This window comes from Treponema denticola (assembly GCF_024181405.1).
In the GTDB taxonomy this organism is placed as follows: domain Bacteria; phylum Spirochaetota; class Spirochaetia; order Treponematales; family Treponemataceae; genus Treponema_B; species Treponema_B denticola_D.
In genome coordinates, this window is the sequence record NZ_CP051302.1 from 150359 (window position 1) to 175339 (window position 24981).

The 24981-nt window shown below is 34.0% G+C and carries 24 protein-coding genes and 1 pseudogene; 22 read left to right on the forward strand and 3 right to left on the reverse strand.

Annotation, left to right across the window (positions count from 1 at the left end; all coding sequences use genetic code 11):
• Positions 1-198 precede the first annotated feature (198 nt).
• Genes HGJ18_RS00675 through HGJ18_RS00685 form a run of 3 tightly spaced genes read left to right on the forward strand, consistent with a single transcriptional unit; the run spans position 199 to position 4194 of the window.
• Entirely contained in the window at positions 199-1311 is a 1113-nt protein-coding gene (locus tag HGJ18_RS00675) for a DNA adenine methylase (protein WP_253697105.1), read from the forward strand.
• A 15-nt stretch (positions 1312-1326) separates the two neighbouring features.
• Entirely contained in the window at positions 1327-3639 is a 2313-nt protein-coding gene (locus tag HGJ18_RS00680) for an MFS transporter (protein WP_253697106.1), read from the forward strand.
• Between the two features lie 39 nt (positions 3640-3678).
• Positions 3679-4194 (forward strand): nitroreductase family protein, encoded by a 516-nt coding sequence (locus tag HGJ18_RS00685; RefSeq protein ID WP_253697107.1) that lies wholly within the window; start codon positions 3679-3681, stop codon positions 4192-4194.
• Positions 4195-4209: 15 nt separating this feature from the next.
• Here the strand turns inward: HGJ18_RS00685 and msrB are convergent, their stop codons facing one another.
• The 3 genes from msrB to HGJ18_RS00700 are packed head-to-tail and all read right to left on the reverse strand — an operon-like array spanning position 4210 to position 6499.
• Positions 4210-5274: a peptide-methionine (R)-S-oxide reductase MsrB gene (gene msrB, locus HGJ18_RS00690; protein ID WP_253697108.1), complete on the reverse strand. Its 1065-nt coding sequence runs from the start codon at positions 5272-5274 to the stop codon at positions 4210-4212.
• Positions 5275-5276: 2 nt separating this feature from the next.
• Complete coding sequence (locus tag HGJ18_RS00695; protein WP_253697109.1) at positions 5277-5729, reverse strand: threonine/serine exporter family protein; 453 nt, start codon at positions 5727-5729, stop codon at positions 5277-5279.
• Positions 5729-6499: a threonine/serine exporter family protein gene (locus HGJ18_RS00700; RefSeq protein ID WP_253697110.1), complete on the reverse strand. Its 771-nt coding sequence runs from the start codon at positions 6497-6499 to the stop codon at positions 5729-5731. The genes HGJ18_RS00695 and HGJ18_RS00700 overlap by 1 nt, the downstream gene beginning before the upstream one ends.
• Positions 6500-6708: 209 nt before the next feature.
• Here HGJ18_RS00700 and loaP point away from each other — a divergent pair, with 209 nt between their 5' ends.
• The 19 genes and pseudogenes from loaP to HGJ18_RS00795 all read left to right on the forward strand — a co-directional run bounded on the left by loaP (position 6709) and on the right by HGJ18_RS00795 (position 24978).
• Positions 6709-7236 carry an antiterminator LoaP gene (gene loaP / locus HGJ18_RS00705; protein ID WP_253697111.1) on the forward strand — a complete coding sequence of 176 codons (528 nt, stop codon included), beginning with the start codon at positions 6709-6711 and terminating at the stop codon, positions 7234-7236.
• Positions 7233-8720 (forward strand): polysaccharide biosynthesis protein, encoded by a 1488-nt coding sequence (locus HGJ18_RS00710; RefSeq protein ID WP_253697112.1) that lies wholly within the window; start codon positions 7233-7235, stop codon positions 8718-8720. The genes loaP and HGJ18_RS00710 overlap by 4 nt, the downstream gene beginning before the upstream one ends.
• 177 nt (positions 8721-8897) lie before the next feature.
• Positions 8898-9641, forward strand: a pseudogene (locus tag HGJ18_RS00715) (S41 family peptidase); the annotation flags it as partial.
• 309 nt (positions 9642-9950) lie between these two features.
• A complete protein-coding gene (locus HGJ18_RS00720; protein ID WP_253697114.1) occupies positions 9951-10283 on the forward strand; it encodes a hypothetical protein in 333 nt (110 codons plus the stop codon).
• 22 nt (positions 10284-10305) lie between these two features.
• A complete protein-coding gene (locus tag HGJ18_RS00725) occupies positions 10306-10908 on the forward strand; it encodes a hypothetical protein (RefSeq protein WP_253697115.1) in 603 nt (200 codons plus the stop codon).
• Between the two features lie 151 nt (positions 10909-11059).
• Complete coding sequence (locus tag HGJ18_RS00730; RefSeq protein WP_253697122.1) at positions 11060-11356, forward strand: hypothetical protein; 297 nt, start codon at positions 11060-11062, stop codon at positions 11354-11356.
• Positions 11357-11449: 93 nt separating this feature from the next.
• On the forward strand, positions 11450-12619 hold the full coding sequence (locus HGJ18_RS00735; RefSeq protein ID WP_253697124.1) for a PDZ domain-containing protein: 1170 nt from the start codon (positions 11450-11452) through the stop codon (positions 12617-12619).
• A gap of 13 nt (positions 12620-12632) precedes the next feature.
• Positions 12633-13256: a hypothetical protein gene (locus HGJ18_RS00740; protein ID WP_253697130.1), complete on the forward strand. Its 624-nt coding sequence runs from the start codon at positions 12633-12635 to the stop codon at positions 13254-13256.
• Positions 13257-13258: 2 nt separating this feature from the next.
• Positions 13259-13612, forward strand: a complete 354-nt coding sequence (locus tag HGJ18_RS00745; RefSeq protein WP_253697139.1) for a cysteine peptidase family C39 domain-containing protein — start codon at positions 13259-13261, stop codon at positions 13610-13612.
• A gap of 163 nt (positions 13613-13775) precedes the next feature.
• Positions 13776-15413, forward strand: coding sequence for a peptidase domain-containing ABC transporter (locus HGJ18_RS00750; RefSeq protein ID WP_253697141.1), 1638 nt, complete (start codon positions 13776-13778; stop codon positions 15411-15413).
• A complete protein-coding gene (locus tag HGJ18_RS00755) occupies positions 15410-16552 on the forward strand; it encodes an HlyD family secretion protein (protein ID WP_253697143.1) in 1143 nt (380 codons plus the stop codon). The genes HGJ18_RS00750 and HGJ18_RS00755 overlap by 4 nt, the downstream gene beginning before the upstream one ends.
• A complete protein-coding gene (locus HGJ18_RS00760) occupies positions 16549-17340 on the forward strand; it encodes a hypothetical protein (protein WP_253697145.1) in 792 nt (263 codons plus the stop codon). The genes HGJ18_RS00755 and HGJ18_RS00760 overlap by 4 nt, the downstream gene beginning before the upstream one ends.
• Before the next feature lie 292 nt (positions 17341-17632).
• On the forward strand, positions 17633-17821 hold the full coding sequence (locus HGJ18_RS00765) for a hypothetical protein (protein WP_253680778.1): 189 nt from the start codon (positions 17633-17635) through the stop codon (positions 17819-17821).
• 64 nt (positions 17822-17885) lie between these two features.
• Entirely contained in the window at positions 17886-19154 is a 1269-nt protein-coding gene (locus HGJ18_RS00770) for a S41 family peptidase (protein WP_253697153.1), read from the forward strand.
• A gap of 455 nt (positions 19155-19609) precedes the next feature.
• A complete protein-coding gene (locus HGJ18_RS00775) occupies positions 19610-19825 on the forward strand; it encodes a hypothetical protein (protein ID WP_253697155.1) in 216 nt (71 codons plus the stop codon).
• Between the two features lie 57 nt (positions 19826-19882).
• The gene (locus HGJ18_RS00780) at positions 19883-21139 is read left to right on the forward strand and encodes a S41 family peptidase (protein WP_253697157.1); all 1257 of its coding nucleotides are present in this window, start codon (positions 19883-19885) and stop codon (positions 21137-21139) included.
• 103 nt (positions 21140-21242) lie between these two features.
• On the forward strand, positions 21243-22418 hold the full coding sequence (locus tag HGJ18_RS00785; protein ID WP_253697159.1) for a DegT/DnrJ/EryC1/StrS family aminotransferase: 1176 nt from the start codon (positions 21243-21245) through the stop codon (positions 22416-22418).
• 3 nt (positions 22419-22421) lie between these two features.
• Complete coding sequence (locus HGJ18_RS00790) at positions 22422-24509, forward strand: xanthine dehydrogenase family protein molybdopterin-binding subunit (protein ID WP_253697167.1); 2088 nt, start codon at positions 22422-22424, stop codon at positions 24507-24509.
• Positions 24499-24978, forward strand: a complete 480-nt coding sequence (locus HGJ18_RS00795; RefSeq protein ID WP_253697168.1) for a (2Fe-2S)-binding protein — start codon at positions 24499-24501, stop codon at positions 24976-24978. The genes HGJ18_RS00790 and HGJ18_RS00795 overlap by 11 nt, the downstream gene beginning before the upstream one ends.
• The last annotated feature ends 3 nt before the right edge of the window (positions 24979-24981 follow it).

Below are 24981 nucleotides of genomic sequence, written 5' to 3' on the forward strand. Positions count from 1 at the left end.
GAGCAACCTCCTCATTTGATTTTTAGGTTAATAAAATTGATATTTTAATAACTTATAATTGATTGTAACTTGTTTTGTAAGATTTGTCTATAGTTTTTACATGATGAATTTGCTTATATCAAATTTTTTTATCTTATTGTAAGTTTCTTATCTTTATAGTAGTATGAGCTTTCTTTAGTTTAAGGAAGCATTAAATCGATGAAAGAGCAGCGAGAAGAAAATAAGGACTTTCTTACCACACAGATAATTACATACCTCGGAAATAAAAGATCTTTGATAGATAAAATAGAAGAAGAGGTGAAGCTTATTTCGAAGTACTTAAACAAGGAAAAACTTATCTGTGCGGATCTTTTTTCGGGTTCCGGCATAGTTGCCCGCATGTTAAAAAAATATGCTTCAAAAATAATCGTTAATGATTTGGAAAATTATTCTTATATAATAAACTCCTGTTATCTTACAAACAAAGAAGAATATCCTAAAAAACTTTGTAATGAATTAAGAGATGAAATTATATCTTCTTCTTTAAATAAAAAAATCCCCGGCATAATTACCGAAAACTATGCTCCCAAGGACGACAACAAAATCGAAAAAGGAGAAAGAGTTTTTTATACACATAAAAATGCTCTTTTAATCGACACATACAGAAATCTTATCGATAAAATTGTTAGAGAAGAAAATTTAAAAAAGTTTTTTTTAGCTCCATTAATTACCGAAGCTTCGATTCACGTAAATACGAGCGGTGTATTTAAAGGCTTTTATAAGGATAAGAATACGGGGGTAGGCTGTTTCGGGGCTAGCGGAAAAAATGCTCTAACAAGAATTTTAGGAGAGGTAGAATTAAAAGAACCTGTCTTTAGTAATTTTAATTCCGAGCTTGAAGTTTTTACTAAGGATGCAGTTATTCTTTCAAAAGAAATAAAGAATGCTGATATCGTTTATATCGATCCCCCCTATAATCAACACCCCTACGGCTCAAATTATTTTATGCTTAATTTGATTCTTAAAAATAAGCTTGATGTTCCCATAAGCCCCGTCAGCGGAATTACCCAAGGATGGAAGCGCTCTGTTTTTAATAAGCCTTATCTTGCTCTAAAATCGATGGAAGAAATTATCTATTCTCTTGATGCAAGCTATGCCGTTATCTCTTATAATTCGGAAGGTTTTATTTCTTTTGAAGAGATGAAAAACATGTTACAGAAATACGGAGAATTAAAAACCGTCGAAATAAAATATAATACTTTTCGGGGAAGCCGAAATCTTAACAAGAGAAATATTCATGTTTCTGAATACTTGTTTGTTTTAAAAAAATAGATTAAAATAGCATTGATGGAAGAACAATTATCGAACTTTAGAATCAAACAGGGACGCAGCGTTTTTAATGCATACAATGGAATCAATTCATTTTCGTTTGCTCTCGTTACCGGAAACACAATTACTCTTTATGCTCTTGCTTTAAAAGCCAACAGCACCGTTATAGGTTTGCTTACAGCCTTCATGTACATGTGCTATTTTACAATTCCTTTAGGAAAGCTTATGGCGCGGCGTTTTACTATCGTAAAGACCTTTGCCTATACTTGGTTTTTGCGCAACGCCTCGCTTTTACCAATCTTGTTTATTCCATTCTTTTATTTTAGGGGCGAAAATGAAGCTGCCATCTTTATGCTTTTACTTGCGGTAGCTCTTTTTAATTTTTTTAGAGGAGCCGGCATAGTTGCAAACAATCCTGTCATAAGTCTTTTGGCTCCCGGCAAGGATCGGAATTCTTATATAGTTAAAATATCATTGACAAACAATGCGGCAGCACTCGCAGCCATAATATTTTTAACCGTCTTTTTATGGTTTTCTCCAAGGTTTGGAATCGATATAGTTTCTACATACAACATAACTGCAATAATAGGAATTATTACGGGATTTGCTGCATCTGCCCTTTTGCTTAAACTTCCGGATCCCGATTTTGAAAGAAGAATGGAAGCTGTTAACGAGGCTAGGGCAGAAGGAAAAAGCCGAAAGGAAATAAGAAAGCTAAAGAGGGGAAATCAAAATCTTCAAAAGGGTTCTTTTTTTTCGGCTTCAAAAGAAGCCTTTGGCGATAAAAATTTTAAGCTCTATATTTTTTCGTTTTTTATAATTCAATTCGGAATAAGTTTAGCCCGTCCCTTTATAATTGTTTACGGTAAGGCCGTTTATTCTATCCCCGATAATTTGGTAATAATCTTTTCTCTTGCTTCAACCATGGGTTCTCTTTTGGTGGGACTTTTAATGCGCCTCTTGATAGACAGGATGGGAGCAAAACCGATGTATGTTATTTTTACTGCTCTTAGTGCGGCAGCCTTGATCCCTGCAATTATAGCACCTGCCAGAGAAATGTACTTGATTGCCTTTATCTTTTTGATTGTGTTTTCAATGATAACAAATATGGGTTTTTCCGCTCAAATGGATGCATCGCAAGCTTACTTTTTCGGGATAGTGCCGTCAAAGTCCTTGATGGATTTAAGTATGCTCAATTTTTTTGTGATGGGTATTACGGGAGCCTTGGGTTCAATCCTGGGAGGCCGTATTTTGGATATGCTTCAAACTTCAGGCTTTTCCGATTTAAGTATGTACCGTATGTTTTTCTCGGGCGTTATAGCCTGTATTCTCTTTGGAATGATTTTTCAGATTAGGCTTTTGAACCTTGGAGGCCGGCTTGTAAAAGATGCTCTTGCAGTTATTTTTTCTCCGCGTGATATGAAGGCTTTAAATCTTTTATATAAACTTGATTCAAGTGAGAGTCTCCAGACCGAAGAAAAAATTTTGCACGAGCTTACGGCAACGGCTTCTCAAGAATCTGCCGATAAGTTAAATCAGTATATGAGGTCTCCGCGTTTTTCTATCAGGTGTTCTGCAATGGAGGCTTTAAATTCTTTAGAAAAACTTTCTGCAAAAAATAAGGAAACTCTTTTAGAAGAATTGAATAGGGGAGAATTTACTACGGCCGCTCTTGCTGCAAAAACTCTTGCTCATTTTAATGTGCATCAAGCTGTTGAACCTTTGCGGAAAGCCATTGAAAGTAAAGATTATATTTTGTCGGGAGAGGCAATGATTGCTCTTGCTCATCTTAAAGATGAGGCTTCTCAATTTAAAATTTCGCAAATCTTATCCGAAACAAAAAATCCTAAAATATTGCTTTCGGGAATTAAAGCCATGGAAACTTATAGATCGGTAAATTCCATTCCGTTTATAATCGACTTACTCCGCAGGGAAGGGCTTCCTTCCTTGGTAGAAGATGAGGCTTATTTAAGTTTGGCGTCAATGATGAAGGTTGAAGGCGGATTTTATTTTGCTTATGATAGATTTAAAAATGAGGCACGGGATACGGGGGCAATTTTTACAGACATGCTCGATGAAGCTTTTGCAAAAAGAAAAAAATCGGATCTCGAATTTAAAAAGATAATTTTAACATTTATAAGCGAGGCTTCAAATGATACCGAATTTATAAAATGGTTTTTGGATTTAGCAGAAAAATTTTTAGGAGTAAATTCTGCTTTGCTTTTAAGTGTTATAATGGATGTCGATATGGTTACAAACAAATCCTTTAGATTTTTCTTATGCTATTGGGCTGTGTCTATTTTTATGGAACCTAAGTTGGCTGAAATTTAAAAGATATTTTTATGAGATAAATTCTTATGGAGGTAGGATATGAATGAGGTTATTAAGAACATGCTCACGCGTGTGAGTGTGCGTAAGTTTACGGCTGAGAGGGTCGAAGACGAAAAGCTTAAAACAATTGTAGAATGTGCCAAGGCTTCTCCGACAGGAAAAAACAGACAGATGAGGAAATTTACTGTTGTGCATAACCGGGAAAAGATACAGGAACTTGCAAAGGCTGTTTCTTCCGTACTCGATATTCCGAATTATAGAATCTATGATTGCGATGCGTTGATACTCATCAGCTTTGAAGAAGATGACCGCTTCGGTTATTGTGATTCTTCGGTTGCAATTGAGAACATCTATCTTGCGGCTCATTCTTTGGGTTTGGGCTCTGTTTGGATAAATCAGTTGAGAGAAAAATGCAATTCACCGGAGATAAGACGGGTTTTAGATTCTTTTAATATTCCTAAAAACCACGTGGTCTGCGGAATATCGGCTATCGGTTATCCTGCAGAACACCCGGAACCTAAAACCCGTACCGAGCTTGTGGAGTTTATAAATTAACTTTTACAGGATGTTTTAAAAATTCCCCGTAGGTTTTACATAGGGAAGATAATCCCCGTAACCTTCTTCTTCCATTTTATCGTAGGGGATAAAGCGTAAGGATGCTCCGTTAATGCAATATCGTAAGCCGCCTGCATCGGCAGGGCCGTCATCAAAGACGTGGCCTAAGTGAGCTCCGCCTGTTTTTGATACGACTTCAGTTCTGTTCATGCCGTGACTTTTGTCCTCTAAATATTGAAGGGCCTGTGTTGTAATAGCCTTTGTAAATGATGGCCAGCCGCAGCCTGCATCATATTTATTTACTGAAGAAAAAAGAGGTTTTCCTGTGGTGATGTCAACATAAATTCCTTCAGCATCGAATTTATCATATTCGCTTGTAAAGGGTTTTTCCGTTGCTTTTTCTTGTGTAACCGAAAACTGTATCGGTTTTAAGGATTTTTTTAATTCTTCTTTTGACGGCACTTTAAATTTACTTTCATCATAAAGAGGTTTTAAAGCAAGGGTTAAGTCTATGTGGCAATATCCTCCCGGATTTTTTTGAAGATAGTCTTGATGATAGTCTTCGGCAAGGATAAAATGCTTAAGTTTTTCTACCTCAACAACAATGGGCCTCGAATATTTTTTTTGCATAAACTTTACAAAACTATTTATTTCTTTAATCATAGAATCATCTACATAATAAATACCTGTTCTGTATTGACGGCCTGCATCGTTTCCCTGTTTGTTTAAAGATGTAGGATCGATTATTCTAAAATAATGAGCCAATAATTCTTGTAAACTTACTACCGAAGAATCATAAACTATCTTAACAGTTTCAGCGTGATCGCTCTGATGTAATCCCTTGTAGTTTGCAGAATCGCTTTTTCCGTTTGCATAACCTGTGTCAGTTTCTTTTACGCCGGGAATCTGTCTAAAATATCCTTCAACGCCCCAAAAGCAGCCGCCTGCAAAATATATTTCTTTAATCATTCCTTTTCCTCCAATGGTTAATTTTTGTTCTGCCTGAGCCTTTGTACATGATAGAAATAAAACTATCATCAGTAAAAAACTCAAGTGTATTAAAATGTTTTTATTTTTCATATCTATTCTTTTTTTCCCGGCAACTTTCTTTTGAGGGATTTGATAAGGCGGGTCGCTGATGCAGAAATAATTAAACCTACGGATATGGCTATTGCGATAAAAGCGGCTTGAACGCCTTCGCTCACCCCTTGTTCCAATCTGTCCGTAACAAAAAAAAGCATGGTCTTATAAACCTTAAATCCCGGAACTAAGGGAATAATGCCTATAACGATAAAACATGTGACCGGTGTTTTTTGAAGCACTGCAAATAAATCTGCCAAGAGGCCTACGGCTATAGCTCCTGCCAAGGTTGCAAATATATAATTTATGCCTATATTCTGAAAAAATATTAGGATTGTCCAAGAGACACTTCCGCATAGACCGCTTAAATAAATATTTTTTCTCGGAACCGAAAACAAAAAACAAAAACAAAAACTTGCGATAAATGATGCAATTGTATGTACATATAGCGGCATTATATCCCTCCCAAAAGTGAATAGCCGAAAAGAACAGAGCCTATACCAAAGGCTATTGCAACGGCTATGAGTACGGCTTCACAGGTTCGGGCAATTCCCGAAACTAAGTCTCCCAAAATAAAATCCCGTATACCTGAAGTAAAGGCAACTCCCGGCACAAGGGATAGAACGGCTCCGACTATTATCATATCAAGATTTTTTACAAAGCCTATATGATAAAAAAGAATGGTTGTTATACCGACAAAAAAGCCTGCTATAAAATTTCCTAAAAATACTGTTTTTGAAAACTGTGCAATTTTATCATTTGAGAAAACTGCTACGAAGGTGGCAAGAAAGGTAACTATAAAATCATTTAATGTTCCGCCGAGCAAAACAGAAAAGAGTCCGCAGGCTATTCCGGAGGTGGTTAGTACAAGCCAATACGGATAACCTTTTTCTGCATCAATATTTTTTAAAATTTCAAGAGCTTCATTTTCAGAAATTTTACCTTGAGTAAAGTTTCTTGAAAATTCGTTGACCAATGAAATTTTGTGTATATTGCTGCCTCTGACTCTTATGTTTTTAATATAAGTTGAGCCTTCCTTCTTGTCATTTCCTATTAATATTACTGTCGGAGTTATAAAAACGGCAAGACCGGTAATCCCTCGCGAGGCACATATTCTTAAAATGGTTTCTTCCGTTCTATGCATCTCTGCTCCGTTTTTTATTAGAAGTTCTCCTGCCGCCAAGGCTATTCTAAAAATTAATGCCGAGTTTTTTTCTTCTTCCATTATTTTCCTCATTTAAGAATGATTTTACATTCTAGAAAGAATATAGCACAGGAGATTTAAAAAAACAAGTAATTCTTTTAATGGTTTTATATTAGGGTAAAATGTAAATTAAAGGCGAGTACTTTATTCGTGCGGAGGATTTAATACCCCGACGCTCTGCGTCTGGGTAAGTTGATTCAATGAAGGTTTTATGATATAATTATTTGCGTATGGATTATTATGTAGTTCAGGTAAGTACAGGCAAAGAAAAGAATTTTATTGAAGATGCGGAATTTAAAAATAAATTTGATGGGCTTTCTTATTCTATAGTTTTTCCTCAGAGGATTTTAAAGATAAGAAAGGCCGGTAAGGTAACGGAAAAGCAGTTGCCTGTTTTTGCCGGATATTTGTTTATAGGTGCCGATGAAATTTCTAAAGAGCTGTATCAGCATCTTAAAAGATGTAAAGGTTTTTATAGATTTTTACCTAATAATCAAGAACCGAAATTTTTAGAAGGAAGGGATTTTGAAATCCTTAATCAATTTATTTCTTTCGGAGGCCTTGCAAAAATTTCACAGGTTGTATTTGATGAAAATGATAGAATAAAAGTTATCGAAGGACCTTTGAGCGGTCTTGAAGGTTATATTATAAGAGTAAATAAGAGGAAGGGAAGAGCTACCGTTTGTCTGGATATATGTCAAACAGCTTTTTCTATCGACTTAGGATTTGAAATACTAAATAAGGAAGAAAAAAGATGAACCGTCCTATTAAACAGAAAGCTTCTATATATGTAGTAGGCGCAGGTCTGGCCGGAACTATGATTGCACATGAAATTTCTGAAAAAAAAATATTCGGTAAGGTTGCAGCATTCTTAGACGATGACCCCAAAAAAATCGGAACTAAGATTGACGGGATCCCGGTATTCGGGCCTATAAGTGAAACGGTTCATCTGATAAGGATAGATGCAGGGGATGAAGCCCTGATTGCAATTCCCAGTATGCGCTCCGAGCGTTTGCGTGAAATATATGAGCTTTTAAAATCGGCCGGTTTTTCAAAAATAAAACTTCTGCCCGCAATTTCGCAAATCATTGACGGTTCGGCGCATCTTGTTCAAGCCCGCGAAATAGATCCTCAGGATTTACTTACACGCACCCCCGTTACCATTTCTTTAAAAAAGAGTTTGGCTTATCTACGCGGAAAGCGAGTTCTAATTACCGGCGCCGGAGGTTCTATCGGAAGCGAACTCTGCCGACAGCTTTTATCGGGCGGTGCCGAACGCCTCTATCTTTTCGGTCATGGAGAAAATTCCATTTATCAAATTTATAAAGAGCTTAAAATATTGCAGGCAGGCGGTGTCGGCGACAAGGCGACAATTGTTCCGGTTATAGGAGAGTTAAAAGACCGCGAATACATGCGCTACATCATTAAGCAATTAAAATGCGATGCAGTTTTTCATACGGCAGCTTATAAACATGTTCCTTTGATGGAAGAAAATCCTGTTGCGGTTATCGAAAACAATGTTTTTGGAACAAAAAATCTTTTAGATGCCTGTATCGAATTCGGAGTAAAACGCTTCGTTTTAATTTCGACCGATAAGGCTGTTGAGCCTGTTTCTGTTTACGGTGTTTCAAAACTATTAAGCGAAAAATTGGTATTGCAGGCTGCCGAAACCGTAAAAGAAAAAAAAGATTCGGCCTATATGTTTGTCCGCTTCGGAAATGTTTTGGGCTCGCGTGGTTCTATCTTTCCGCTTTTTGTGGAGCAGATACAAAACGGAGGGCCCGTAACCGTAACCGATAAAAAAATGATCCGTTTCTTTATGACAATTCCTGAAGCCTGCTCTCTGGTATTGCAGACAGGCGGTGTCGGCAAATCGGGTGAGTCCTATCTTCTCGACATGGGAGAACCCGTCAATATTTATGAGACGGCAAAGCAGTTGATAAGTTACATGGGTTTTGAACCTGAGAAGGATATTAAGATAGAAATAATCGGCCCCAGAGAGGGGGAGCGTTTGGAAGAACCTCTTTGGTCATCAACCGAATATCTTGAAAAAACTGATTACGAAAAAATCATGCGCCTGTGCGATAAAAAAGAATTCGATTCTAAAAACTTAAACGAAATTTTAAATACCTTATATCCGTTTTGTTTTTATAGTGAAGAACACAAAGACGATTTCCGCAACAAAGAAAAGATGCGCAAGGTCTTGGAAGAAGAAAATTTGTTAATTTATAAAAATGAGTAATTAGAAAATGCCTGATTTATTGTTTATCTATGATATAATATCAGGTTTTATTTCTTCAGAAAATTAGTAAGTTGTCAATTTATAGATGGTTTTTATTCTAAATTTATAGGTGGAAGATCAAGTATTGAAGCTGAGAGGAATACATTCTATTGTGATATTTATACAGGATTTTTAAAACGGATAATAGAACCTGGTAAAATAGCTTATGTAAAATTGGATTCATTTTTAATAGTAAATCGAGAGACAAAATATCAATACCTCAGAGATTTAAAAGATTTTTTTATTGAAACTGCCGATTACAAGCATATTATTATAGATATACAAAATAACGAAGGCGGGTACACCGATAACTATGAAGCAATAATATCTCCCAATATAAAGGAAAATCTGACAATAGTTTCTTATGGTCTTTATAACGAAAATAAATATACGAACCCTTATTTGGAAATGTTTTTTAAAGATTATAGAGATATAAAAAAGATAGAAAAACATGAAGTTCCAAATATAGAAAATTGCGGCACTGTAAAAAATGATAAGGCTTATAAATTAAAAAAAGTAATTTTTTCTCGTCCTATTAAGGGATGTAAGCCTTGTGAAGATAAAAAGTTTTGGCTTTTAGTAAGCAGTGATTCATATTCTGCAGCAGACCGTTTTACTGATGTATGTAAAAAGATCGGTTTTGCTACAGTTATTGGTACTAATACAAAAGGAGCCGGAAATAACGGTTTATGGCCTATGTACATCGTTCTTCCCAACAGCGGTTTATTGATAAAGTTTGATTTTATGTACGGTTTAACCGAAGATGGATATTGTACTGATGAAACAGGTACTGCTCCTGATATTTATAATTTGCCGGGCAAAAGTGCCCTTGGAACCTGCTTGGAAACTATAAAAAATTTAGGGGAGAGGACAAACTTTTGATGGAGCAAAAGTTTTTCTTCTCCCCTATAACCCCTCATCTTTTCAAAACGCCATTTAAGAGGGAAACATTTTTTAGCTCCCCTCTTAAAAATCTCCCCTAAGTTAGAGGTATGGATTATCATTAAGACAAACCTACGGTTTTTCTTAATAATCTTTTCCCGTTGCGTTCGCCGCGGTTATTAAAAATAAATAAATAAAAATATAAAAAAACATTTATAAAAAAAGTGCTTGACAAAAAAAATAAAGTATGCTACCTTGACCCCAAATTTATTTGAGTTTAGGTGTAGGAACCTAAACAAAGGAGTTTACATGAACAATTTATTAAGAAAAGGGTTTCAGCCTGTGTCTGAAACGGAGATGGTAATGGTTGAGGGTGGAGAAGGAAGTCTTAATAAAAAATTGGGGCTGGAAGGGTTTAAGTTCGAAGAAAAAGACGGTTTTAGTTTTTCTGCAAGCGGAGCGTCTGCAGATATCAATTATAAAACAGGGAATACAACTTTATCTTCAGGTATAATTTTTTCTAGTGGAAAAGGAAATGGTTGGGATTTAGAATTTGGAAACGGCTCATTTGTTAAAGTTTCAGGCGGGGGAGCTTCTTTTTCTGTTCACTCTATTAGATTTTCTGTAGGTTTTAGTTATTGAACTATTAAATTAAGGAAAGAAAATGAAAGTTGTTCAATCTAAAAAAAATATCACAAAAAAAATATTATCTATGAGTGTATTGATTTATATTTTTTGCTGTGCTGATTTGCTTTTTGCTTTCGATTTTGCTCCCTCGTGGGATTTTGGACACATCAACATTGCAGGAAGTCTTTCAAAAGATTCACAAATCCTATATGGCTCTGGAACTTTATTTGATATAAACCTATCAGATGCTGACACTGGGGTAGCATTTTCTTTCTCGCCTTTAGAAATAGAATCAAATCAACAATTAAAGAAAACCAATCTGTTTTTTATAAATGCTGAATTTTCATATAACATATTTAATAATCTATATAAAATATTTCGCTTAGCGCCGTTTGTCAGAATAAATTGGCTTACAGAATCTAATACTTATAAATATAGATTTATGTCCGGTCTTGAATTTTCAATAATGGCAGAGATGTCTCCATTTTGCGATTGGAAATTTCCACTTATTTTTAAAGCTTTTTCAGCTAAGGCAGGTTTCAGATTAGACTATCCGGCTAAACCTTCTTTTTTTTGTAGTGCAGGCATAACACTTTCACTCCCCTTGTATGGCTTAAGTCAAAGTGCTAATAAAAATTAGTAATACAGGGAAAAAATTAAAATAAAAAAATTACAAATTTATGTAAAAATTGTTGACAGATTACAAAAGTATGTTAAGATTAAATTAAGATCTTTCTAAAAGACTAAAAATATTTGAGTTTAGGTGTAGGAACCTAAACAAAGGAATTTACATGAACAATTTATTAAGAAAAGGGTTTCAGCCTGTGTCTGAAACAGAGATGGTAATGGTTGATGGTGGGCGTAACTGGGGCATAGATTTGTCTGATAACGTAAAAGAAGGGTTTGGTTATAGACCTCCTTTTGGTTTTTCATACAAAAGAAAATCTGTAGAATATTATGTCGATTTCGATTTATCTTTTGATTTCAATGAACGAGGTTCAAAAAAAGGCAGTATCTATACTCAAGATTTTGGTTTTGGTCGTGGTAATCTTGATAGCGTAACATTTGGAGTTAAAATAAAGTTCTAAATACTTGTACACATTCCCCCATGGATAAGTAAATAGATGTTTATTTTATCATGGGGGATATTTGGATTAAGTAGTTTGAAATGAGATGATGAAATGTATAAGAAATATTTATTACTTATTTTTTTTATTTTTGCAAATCTTTTAACTCTTGCTTCGGAAGTAATTGAAATTCCTTTTTATTATGATACTGAAAGACAGGCTATTTTTATTTATGCGGAGCTTGGGAAGAAAAAAGGTTATTTTACTTTTGATACCGGTTCAGATATCTCGATGATCTTTGACAATGAGGTTAACTATAGTGGGTTTACAGTTTCCCAAAATAATAGAAATATTTGGATTGGTAATATGGATTTGATTATGGATATGTATTCATCGTCAAATATAACACTTGCTGGTAACTCATTGTCGGGCCGGTATAATTTTACCGTTACTAATAATCCGCTTATAATAAACAATTTTTCTGTGGGTATAGCAGGTATTTTGGGGATGGATATATTTCATGGAAAAATATTTGAAATTTCAATGACCGACTCAGTTATACGTATTTATGATAAAATACCTAATTATTATGAAAATAAGTTACCGATTCTATCTGAAACTTATGAAGATTTAAGACTGTATATTCCTGTAAAAATTAATGGAAATAGATACAAAGCCTTGATCGATACAGGAGCTTCTTTTTCATTCGGTTTATCTCAAAATATTGTGTTGGATAATGGAGAAAATTCTGTTAAGGTATATATCTCAAAAGCTTATTCAGCCCCTTACAATAGAGATTTTAAGCTAGTGCGTAAAAATAGTGTTGAGATTATGGGGATAGCTTTAAATGATAAGATATTTAAAACGCATACTCATGATGAAGTAAAAAATGAAGGTATTATTGGAACTCAATTTTTGGCACGATTTGATATGCTGATTGATTTACGAAATGAACATAACTTTATGCTATATTATAAGCAAAACTTGCCTAGTGAATATTTTAGTTTATTTATAAATGGAGATATGGAAGTAAATGGTATTATTAATGCAAATATTAATGGTGTAAATTTAGAAATACTTGAAATACTTGAAAATTCTCCTGCATGGATTGCAGGCCTTAGAGCAGGGACATTGATAACTCATCTAAATTCAAAACCCGTATTATCATATACGATAGATTCTATCAGAACTTTGCTGCTTGGGAAAAACTTATTGAAGGTTACTTTCATCGATTCCAATGGTAAAGAAAAAAACGTTAAGGTAAAACCCAAGAAGATGTTGTGAGGCTTGTTTGTATATGAAAAAATTATTTGTGATAGGTCTTATCTTATTTTCATTACAAATATACGCAGTTGATATAATCCCCTATTGGTCGTTGGGAGATGTTAAACTTGGAGGCCTTTTTAAGAGAAATACCCCCAAAGCTTCCTTTGATTTTAATGCTTCAGCGTTCAAATTTTATTTTTATGATAGGGATACGGGTCTTAATTTTTCCTTAAGCCCATTTTATGTTGATATAACAACTGTTGCAAATCAAAAAGGTGTAAAAGATGCAAAACAAAGTGTTTATGTAATGTCGTTTATAAATACCGAATTGGCTTTTAATACCTTATATCGTATTTCCGATAAATATAATTTAAATCTTTTTACAAGCTTTCATATAATAGATCCTATACTGATTTCCCGTTTTCAATTTAATGCAGGGGTGGAATTTGCTATTACATCAGAGTCTGCAATTTTTCCTGCAAACAAATATTCACTTAAAGCAAAACTTTTAAGTATAAGGTCAGGTTTTAAATACACATACACGGAAATTACAAAAAAAGAGCCTATGTTTTTTTTGGATATAGGTATAGATATAGGGTCTGCATTGTTTATTTTTAAACCTAACTATGAAAAGGCGTTAAAAGAAAAAAAATAGGTATGAAACTTATCAGGCAATTTGATGGGACGGATTGCGGGGCGGCTTGTCTTGCTATGGTTGCATCCCATTATAAAGCAAAATACTCTGTAACGTCGATCCGTGAAATTGCCGGAACCGATACACACGGTACAAATCTTGCGGGACTTGTAAAAGCGGGTGAGGCTATGGGCTTTTCGGTTCAAGTTTTAAAAGGGGATAAGGAAGCCCTAACTCAAGACCTGCCCCTTCCCTTTATTGTACATATAAAAAAATGTGAAGAAAAAAGAGAATTTTTTCATTTTGTTGTTGTAAAAAAAATAAAAAACAAAAAGCTTACAATATACGATCCTTCCGGGGAAAAGAAAAAAAATTGATATTGACGAGTTTGCAAAAGCATGGACGGGGTATACTGTTTTTCTTAGTCCCTCAGCCGAGTTTAAAATACAGGATAATACCAAAGGTTTTTTTGAACGCTTTGCTCCGCTTTTAAAACCCTATATCCACGAAATAATTCAAGTTATAATAGCATCTTTTTTATTGACTTTTTTCGGTATTATAAGTTCCCTTTATTTTAGATATATAATAGATGATGTAGTTTATTCAAAAGCTTTTACGTCTCTTACAAGTCTTTCTATAGGAATAATTATTTTAACTCTTTTTTCGTCAGGACTTTCTGCGGTACGTTCTCATATTATTTTGTTTTTTTCGTTAAAGATGGATTACCATCTTATCTTTTCATATTTTAAGCATGTGTTTTCTCTGCCCATAAAATTTTTTGATACAAGAAAAACGGGCGAAATTCTTTCCCGCATAAATGATGCTCAAAAGGTCCGTTCTGCCCTTTCCGGAACGGCCGTTTCGGTTGTCATTGATTCTTGTATGGTAATTATTGCAGGCGTGGTACTTTATTTTAAATCTCCCTTTCTTTTTTGGATAGGTCTTATTACCGTGCCTTTATCTTCCATTATAATATGGCTTTTTTCAAAAAAATTTGCAAAGGCCTACCGTGAGCTTATGGGACAATTATCCGAAGTACAGTCATACTTGGTTGAAGCCGTTTCAGGGGCGGCCTCATTAAAAGCTCTTAATGCAGAAGATTCAGTTTATGATGAATATGAAAAAAGAGAGGTAAAGGCCGTAAAAATAAACTATAGGCTTGGAGTTTTAAGCAATATTCAGTCTTTTTTAAATTCCATTTTAACGGGTTGGAGTTCAAACATTATTTTTTTTGTAGGGACTTATTTAATTTTAAAAGATCAATTTACCGTAGGACAGCTTATCTCATTCAATGCTCTTTTGGGCTTTTTTACAGGTCCTTTACAGAGGCTTTTAACGTTGCAGCCTAGTTTACAGGAAGCCTTTGTTGCAGGAAGCCGTTTGGGGGAAATTTTCGATTTAAAAAAAGAAATAGCAGATGAAGGGTATTGGATAAAACCTGAAAAAATTTTAGGCAATATCGAAATCAAAGACCTGATTTTTAGATATGGAACACGTAAGCCTGTTTTAAATAAAATATCTATAAATATAAATGCAGGAGAAAGTATAGGCTTTGTCGGAGCATCAGGCTCAGGAAAAACAAGCCTTATTAAACTGCTTTTAAAATTTTATTCGCCTGAATCAGGCTCAATAAAAATTGATGGACATAATATTGAAGATATAGATACAAAGACTCTGCGTGCAAAAATAGGTTATGTGCCTCAAGACATCTTTTTATTTTCCGGAACTATTGCAGAAAATATTTCTATTCATGATGACAATGCTTCTATTGAAGATATTATAAGGGTCTCTATGGAAACGGGAGTGCACTCTTTTGTCAAAAACCTGCCCGAAAGATATAATACGGTCCTTGCAGAAAGAGGTGCAAGTCTTTCAGGCGGAGAAAGACAACGCATAGCTCTTGCCCGTGCCCTTATATCGGATCCTGACCTTTTAATTTTTGATGAAGCTACAAGTAATCTTGATACAATATCCGAAAAACAAATTCACGGTATAATCGAAAACATAAAAACAAAAAAAATAACCACTATTATGATTGCGCATAGACTTACAACCGTAAAAAATTGCGATAAAATTTTTGTAATGCAAAACGGCGTAATTGCCGAAGAAGGAAATCACTCATCTCTTTTAGAAAAAAAAGGATTGTACTATAAGTTATGGAATGGAGATGTCCTATGAAAGTAAGGGATTTGGAAACGATTAAAAACAGAATTCTTTTTTTTGAGTACAGACTCCCGGTGGTTTATACCTTCTTTATCTATATAATTTTATCCATCTTTATAATTACTCTTTTATGGATATGTTTTGCAGAAATGGATCAGACGGTAAAAGCATCTGGAATCTTACGATTAAAAACAAATACTTCAATAGGTAAGGCTGCTTATTCAGGTACCGTAAAATCAAAGAAATTTAAATCCGGTTCTAGAATAAAGAAAGGGGATATTCTTTTGATTTTAGAAACAGCCGATATTGAAGAAGATAAGACTAATACCGAAAACGAAATACACCGGTTAAATAAAGAGATTAATAATCTTCTTTCATACGAAAAGGCTGTTCATTCGGATAAAAATAATGTTCCTTTGGAACAAGCCATAGCTAAGGCCAGAGCCGAAATATATTTTGCAAAAAAAGAAAAGTTAAGAATCTTTTATGAAGAAGCAAAAGAAGAATATGCTCATGAAAAAGAATTACCTTCTTCAATGAAAACAAAAAAATCGTTAAGTTCACTTTTTGATAAATTTAAAATTGCAGAATTGGATTATAAAACTTTTAGTGCTCAAGAAATAATAAACATAGAAAGTGAAAAAAATCTTCTTACACAAAAACTTGAGTCTGCTAAAAAAACTTTAACCCGTCTTAATAAAGAAATATACGAAAGTAAAATAATATCCCCTCTTAACGGCACAGTAGAAGAATTAATTAGAATAAATGAAGGAGACTATATATTTTCAGGTACGGAAATACTCCGTATCATTCCGGATATGATAGAAGAATTAAAAGCCGAGTTGATAATATCCGATAAGGATATAGCCGAATTAAAAATCGGTATGGAAGTAAATTTAAAATTTACGGCACTTCCGCCTTCCGAATACGGTGTATTAAAGGGGATAATTACAAATATTTCCAATGATAGCTTTAATAATCAAAATACTTCCTCATTTTTTTTAGTCGATGCCGATATCCTTTCTTCTTCTTTAAAAAATAATGAGCAAAAGGAAGTTAAGTTAAAGCCCGGAATGAGTACCGAAGCCCATATTATAATAAAACGTAAAACAATTATAAAATTTATTTTAGAAAAACTGGATTTTGTTAAATGAAACGTATTGGTTTAATATTGTTGTTTTTGATTTTCCCGTGTTTAATTTTTACTGAGAGCCGTGATTGGGATGCTTTTTTTAACGAGCGGCTTTCATATTCTTTGTCTGCTTCCTTAAATGATATAGAATTTAAAAAAATAGAGCTTTTAGAATATAAAGAAAAAACAAAATGGATTCCCTCTCTTTCTTTTGATTTTCCAAAGTTATTTGCGTGGAAAAATATTCCTGTAGAGCTTAGTGGTGCGAATTCTTTAATTAAGACAAAATATATTGATGTTTTTAACGGTAAGTATTCTTTAGTGCTAAATCAAGCTTTACCCTCAGCCGGAAATATTTTATTTTCATTTAATTTTAATTATGAATATCTATTACAAAGTAAGGAATTTAAACAAATTCCATCTTTTACAATTCAATTTAGTCAACCCATAACTAAATATAGTTTCAGCTTTGTAAATGAAGCAAAAAAAATAAGTTTTTTAAAAAAATCGGTTAAAGAAAAAAGATTTACACTCTACGCAGATTTTATTAAAACATTTTTAAAATCGGCTTTAAATATTGAAGTTTTAAATGCCGAATCGGCATATTTAAAAAACAAATATCTTTATGCAGCTGAACAGTACTCTACAGCCGAAATAGAATTTAAAAAAGAAAGATTAAAACTAGACGCCTTATTACAGATAAAACAAAAAATGATTGAGGCAAAGCAAGAATATGGCTTAAATCTGAATTCTTTAAATAGATTGAAAGAAGAGTTTGTTTTAAATTATAATTACGAATATTCTTTCTGAAAATTTAAATCTTTATCTTGAATTAAATGAAGAATATAAAAAGCTTTATAAAGATGGAGTTATAACAAACCTTAGTTTGTTGGAATACACTGTAACCCCTTCTCGACAAAAACTTTTAAAATTGAAAAAACTTAAAGATCTGATTTTTGAAATATTTTAAAAAAATTGCAAATTTATGTAAAAAAAAACACTTGACATATTACAAAAGTATGTTAAGATTAAATTAGGGTCTTTTTAAAAGACTAAAAATATTTGAGTTTAGGTGTAAAAACCTAAACGAAGGAGTCGTTTTATGAAAGATTTATTGAACAATGGATTTCAGATAGTGTCTGAAAGAGAGATGCTGATGGTTGAGGGGGGAGGAGGTGCTTCAGATATGGTAATAGATGGTGATAATCCTGGAGCTCAAAGACCGACACCTCCACCACCTCCTTCTAATGGAGGCGGATGTGGTGATGTAAATTGGCTTGTGATGAGATAGTAACTCTAATTTTAGGCCTCCTCCTTACAATTCTATATTTTAATTGAAAGGAGGAGTTATCGATATGAAAAAACAATTTTTATTTATTTTAATATTTATTTTTATAATTTTTTTTGCATGTTCGGATTATACAAATGGCGATGAAGTCAGATTTATTTCTTATAAAAAAATGCTATCCGATTATGAATATTTTTGGGATTTTATTTATAAAGGCTATCCCTTTAGTGAAGTATGTGAGCGTAATGGTGCCGATTTAAAGAAAATGAAAATAAAAAATTATGAGTCCTTATCGGGTCTGGCCTCTGAAAATGCTTATCTTGCCTTTTATGATAGACTGTGCAGACAAATAACGATAGGAAAATCAATCGGCCATTTATATGCTGTGGATAAATATGATTACAAATATGTATTTAAGACATCAATGATAGGAGGTCCGTTTATTACTAGGATTTTACTTATAGACGGCTTTTATTCTAAACTGATAGGTGGAAGATCAAGTACTGAAATTGAGAAAAATATATTCTATTGCGATTTTTTTAATGATGAGTTTCCTTGTTATTCCTGTGATATTTATACGGGGTTTTTAAAACGGATAATAGAACCTGGTAAAATAGCTTATGTAAAATTGGATTCATTTTTGATAGTAAGTCGGGAGATAGAACTTCAATACCTTAGAGATTTAAAAGATTTTTTTATTGAAACTGCCGATTACAAGCATATTATTATAGATATACAAAATAACGGAGGCGGGTACACCGATAACTATGAAGCAATAATATCTCCCAATATAAAGGAAAATCTGACAATAGTTTCTTATGGTCTTTATAACGAAAATAAATATACGAACCCTTATTTGGAAATGTTTTTTAAAGATTATAGAGATATAAAAAAGATAGAAAAACATGAAGTTCCGAATATAGAAAATTGCGGCACTGTAAAAAATGATAAGGCTTATAAATTGGAAGATGTGATTGAACCTTCTTATATTTTAGATTATAAGCCTTGTGAAGATAAAAAGTTTTGGCTTTTAGTAAGTGGTGATGTATATTCAGCAGCAGATCGTTTTACTTATGTGTGTAAAAAAACGGGTTTTGCTACAGTTATTGGTACTAATACAAAAGGAGCCGGAAATAACGGTTTATGGCCTATGTACATCGTTCTTCCCAACAGCGGTTTATTGATAAAGTTTGATTTTATATATGGTCTAACCGACGATGGCTATTGCACAGACGAAGTGGGAACTGCTCCCGATATTTATAATCTCCCCGGTAAGGATGCCTTAGAGACCTGTTTGGAAGAAATAAGAAAGTTAGGGGAAAAGACAAACTTTTGATGGAGCAAAAGTTTTTCTTCTCCCCTATAACCCCTCATCTTTTCAAAACGCCATTTAAGAGGGGGCGCGAACAGGATGTTCGCTGATTTAATCTTATGATGTTTTAGACGTAAGTCTAAAACTCGAAAGCTAAAAAATGTACAGGATGTACATTTTTTAGCTCCCCCTCTTAAAAATCTCCCCTGATTTAGAGGTATGGATTATCATTAAGACAAACCTGCGGTTTTTCTTAATAATCTTTTCCCTGGAGTACGCTAAGGGAGCAAAGAATTTTTAGGGGATGTCTTTATAACAATTCCTTAATACACTCTTTGCGGTCTTGGCGTTCGCTGCGGTTTATTAAAAATAGATAAAATATTTGTAAACATCACTTGACGAATAAATAAAGTATGCTATACTTACCATAATACTAAATTTGAGTTTAGGTGTAGGAGCCTAAATAAAATAGTTGTTTTATGAAAGATTTATTGAACAATGGGTTTCAGCCTGTGTCTGAAACGGAGATGGTAATGGTTGAGGGCGGAAGCCCTACACCTCCGGGAGTTGAACATGGTCCTGCTCCTGACGATGCAGGTCAATATCCTATAATGAGATATCCGAAGCGTCCCGGCCATCCTAAGAAAGGCGGCGGAGGTCGTGATACTAATAATGGAAATGCCGGTAACCGCTAATTAAAGTTTCTATGCTTGGGGTTATATATTCTTACCTCAAGCATTAAGGATGTGAATATGAAAATAACTTTTAATAAAAAATTCATTATTAAGTTTTTACTATATTCTTGTTTAGCAGCTTTTTTTATTTCGGCTATAATATTATCGAAGAAAAAAGAAGAACCGAAACGGTTTATTTCTTTTGAAAAAATGAAGACTGATTATGAATATTTTTGGGATTTTATTTATACAGGTTATCCTTTTACTGAAGTGTGTGAAAGACAGGGTGTCGATTTAAAATACTTAAAAGAAACTTCCTTTTCTAATTTAGAAAAGGTTTATACCGAAAAAGATTATTACGAGTTTTATAACCTGCTTTGCAGAGCTATTACATCAGATAAATATTTTGGACATTTATACCCTAATAATGTATCTTATTCTACATATTTTGACGGCAATTTTTCATCAAAACTTTTTGATGATTACCGTTCTTTGGTACATAATTTTTATTCTAATTTTGCAAAACAATCCGGACTAAATATTAGACATTCTGTGTATCCTGCAAAAGATTCTCCGACTGAAATTTATGTTTCACAAAAAATAATTGAAGATAAAAAAATAGCTTATATAAAGGTAAATTCATTTTTAATTACAGGTATAGATCAAAGAAAAAAATATCTTGATACAATAGATAAATTTTTTCTCGAAACATCCGGTTATAAACATATAATAATAGATATAAGGGATAATGGCGGTGGAGCTTATGAAGATGCTCTACTTCTTATAGAACCCCATTTAAAAGAAAATACTTATTATAAGCGCTATGTGTTATATAATGAAAACAAATACACAAAGCCTTACTTGGATTTTATGTGTTCACGCCATCAGAGTATTGAGTCTATAGAAAAATCAAATATACCTAATATTCAAAATTGCGGAACTATTAAAAATGATAAAGCTTACGCTATAATCGAATATGCTGCTTTAAGACCGATTATGGGATATAAACCTCGTAAAGATAAAAAGTTCTGGCTTCTTATAAATAACGGATGTTATTCTGCAAGCGATAAATTAGCAAGTGCTTGTAAAAGAATAGGTTTTGCTGTGTTGGTAGGAGAGAATACAGGTGGGGCAGGAATGAATGGGCTTTACCCCATGCACTTCGTTTTACCCAATAGCGGATTAATATTCTTTTTTGATTATGTTTACGGACTAAACACTGAAGGTTATTGCCAAGATGAAGTAGGTACCGCTCCCGATATTTATAATCTCCCCGGTAAAGATGCCTTAGAAACCTGCTTGGAAACTATAAAAAATTTAGAGCGGAAAAACTAGTTTTCTCACCGTTTAATTTAACCTCAAAATCTATCTTATTGCATAATTCGTAAAATTTTAGTATACTTTGCTGTTGATTTTATGCGGCAAAGGACTAAGATATATGCAAGATGTTCAGGCTAAAAAAACAATTCCTTTTTTTACTCCTTCCTTTTCTGAAGAAGAAGAAAAAGCCTTGATGAGGGTGCTCCGCTCAGGGTGGCTTACTACGGGGAAGGAAACCCTTGAGTTTGAAAAAGAATTTGCTGCCTTTACGGGAAGTAAGACTGCCCTTGCCGTCAACTCGGCTTCAAGCGGGCTCATGCTTGCAATGGATGCCTGCGGTATAAAGAGCGGAACCAAAATCTTGACAAGTCCCTATACCTTTATTTCGACTGCAACCTCTGCCCTGCACTTAGGCGGCGATGTAGTTTATGCCGATATCGAAAAAGATTCTTACAGTATAGACCCCGAAAAAATCGAAACTATATTAAAAAAAGATAAGAGTGTAAAGGCCATTGTTCCGATTCATATTGCGGGAAATGTTTGTAATATGAAGGCGATAAATGACCTTGCAAAAAAATATTCCGTTGCCGTGATAGAAGATGCGGCTCATGCTTTTCCTTCAAAGACTAAAGAAGGTTATGCCGGAACTTTCGGAACCTGCGGCGTTTTTTCTTTTTATGCAACAAAGACGATTACGACAGGTGAGGGCGGAATGATTTGCACCAATGATGAAAAAATTGCAGAGCGTGTAAAACTTATGCGTTCTCATGGTATAAACCGCACAATCTGGGACAGGTACACCGACACAAATGCTTCATGGAAGTACGATGTTACGGCTGAGGGCTGGAAATGTAACCTGCCCGATATTCTTTCTGCAATAGGAAGAGTACAGCTTAAAAAGGCTCAAACTTTTTTTGAGCAGCGTAAAAAAATTGCCCAAAAATATAATGCAGCATTTGCAGGGAACGATTCTTTTATTCTTCCTCCTAATGGAGAAGGAAATGCTTGGCATCTTTATATTTTGCGGCTTAACCTTGAAGCTTTAAAAATAGGAAGAGACGAGTTTGGTCAAGCCTTACAAGAAAGAGGTTTGGGTATTTCGATGCACTTTATACCTCATTTTGAAATGTCTTATATAAAAGAAAGATACGGTTTAAATAGTTCCGATTTTCCGGAATCGAATAAAAAATATTTGCAAAGTTTGAGTTTGCCCTTTTATCCTTCAATGAGTGAAGACGATTCCGATTATGTTATCGAAACGGTAATTAAACTTGCAAAATTGAATAGGCGTTAATTTATGGATAAAACTTTTGTTTCAGATTTGGAATTTAAAAATCAGGAATGGGCATGTCTTATACGTTCTTCTGATGTAGATGCTAAAATTATAGATATAGAAATTCCTGATTTGCCTGCAGGTTTTTCTTTTTTTTCTGCAGAGGATATTGTGGGGAAAAATTCAATCAGCTTTTTAAAAACAGAAGTGCCTGTTTTTGCCGATGAAAAAATAGAATATGCAGGCCAAGCTGTAGGGATTTTGACGGGCCCCGATAAAAAAAAGCTTTTAGAGCTGTCAAGTCTTTTTCAAATCAAAACCCAGTATCTTTCACGCCCCAAAGCTCAATTTACTTTTGAAGAAGAAGAAAAAAATTATTTTGACTATCCTATAGTCTCTCGGGAAAGTTTAAGTTCGGGAAACGCTGAAGAAGTTTTTGAAAAAAGTTCACAAGTAGTTTATTCTACTTTTTCTTTTAAGCAAAGATATCATTATCATGCGGAAACAGCTTGCGTTAAAACAAACTGGGTTGATGACAGACTTGAAATTCATCTTGCAACTCAATGGCCCTATCAGGTTTTAACTTCTGTTTGTAATGTTTTGGATGTACCTAAAGAAAAGATAAATGTAGTTTCACATGCAGAAGCCGAATCCCTTGACGGAAGAATTTGGTTTCCTGCTCTACTTGCTGCACAAGTTTCTGTCGCATCTTTTTTGACAAAAAAAAATATAGTAATTGAATTTTCACGTCAAGAAGATTTTTTATATACAATAAAGACTCCCATTGTTATGATTCAACATAAAACATCCGTTTCCGAATTGGGAAAAATTACGGCTATGGATGTTTCGATAATTGTGGACGCCGGTTCATTTAATCCTTTTATAACTCAAATGCTTAAGCAAATGGTGGTAACTGCTGCCGGTATTTATCATTTGCCTGTTTATATGATTAGTGCTGTTGCAATAAAGACTGAAAAAGGGTTGACGGGTCTATTTTCCGGTTGGGGCGATTCTTATGTAAGCTCTGCGTTGGAAAAACATATAAGCGAAATAGTAGAGCAACTGGATTTATGTCCGATTCAATTTAGACTTCAAAATAATTTGAAAGTAGGTCAAAAAACAATTACGGGAATAAAAAAAGAAGAAGATTTTGTTTTTGAAAATATCTTAAAGGCTGTTTGTAACACCAGCGATTTTTATAGAAAATTTTATGCTTATAGGTTAATGAATAAGGGACGTAAAAATCGTTATGACGGAAACTGGAGAGGTATAGGAGTTTCCGTAGGTTGTCAATATAACGGTTTACATATTCTTGTAAAATCGGGAATGAATTATAGTGCAGAAATAACTTTAACGAAAGACGATAAGGTATTGATTAAGGCAGAACCTACCTCGGAGGGATTAAAGCGTATTTTAAAAAAACAGATTGCAAAAGAATTGGAAGTTGAAGACAACCAAATTATTTTTTTAGGCGCTTCAACCGATGAGATGATTCCTACCGGTGCTGCAACTGCCTCTTGCGGTATAAGTATCTTGCCCGACCTTATTGAAAAATGCTGTACGGGAATAAAAAATCAAAGATTTAGAAAACCTCTTCCAATTACCGTAAGTAAAACCTACAAACTGCCGCGTTCTAAAGATTGGGATAACGAAACTTTAATGGGCAATCCTTTTATTTCTGAAACTCCTGGTGCCTGTGTTATTGAACTTGAACTTGATCCTAGTACCTATCAAATTATTGTAAGAGGTATTTGGTTTGCTTGTGATCCCGGAAAAATATATTCAAAAAAAATGGTGCATAGAAATATTCATAAGACAATTGCAAATGCAGTTTCAAATATTTCTGTAGAAGACATTAGGGAAAATAATTTGCTCCCTTCCAATTATAAAATAATTGCAACAGGAGCTATTCCGCCCATAAGAGATTTTGTTTTAGACAGCGAATTAAAAACTCGAGGTTTGGGAGAGTTGGCCGAGAGCCTTGTACCTGCAGCGTATATTTCTGCACTGAACCAAATTATGATTAACCATAAGCGTATCGATTTTTTACCTGTTTTTACTGAAGATATTTTTAATGCCGTTACAAAAAGTGAGGCTGTAGATGAAGATTAGTTTTAATTTAAATAAAACCGCAGTTCAGATTGATGCTCCTGCAAATGAAAGACTTTTATCGGTTCTAAGAAGAGAGTTTAATCTTTTAAGCTTAAAAAGTTCATGCTTAAGCGGTCAGTGCGGGTCGTGTACTGTTTTAATGAACGATAAACCCGTGCCTGCATGTTTTATTCCCGTTTTTAATGTTGAAGGAAAAAATATAATAACCTTGGAATATTTTAAAACAACCGAAGAATATAAAATAATTGCAGCAGGCTTTGATCAAGCCGGTGTTGAAATGTGCGGCTTTTGCGATGCAGGAAAAATATTTTTTACATATGCAATTTTAAATTCCAATATAGATATTGATACTCCTGATGCCGAAGACAGTATAAGAAAATATTATTCGAGTACAATGTGCCGGTGTACAAGCTTTGAAGATTTATTTTCGGCTATTGAAAAAATAAGCAAAAATCAACGGAGAAAATAGAAC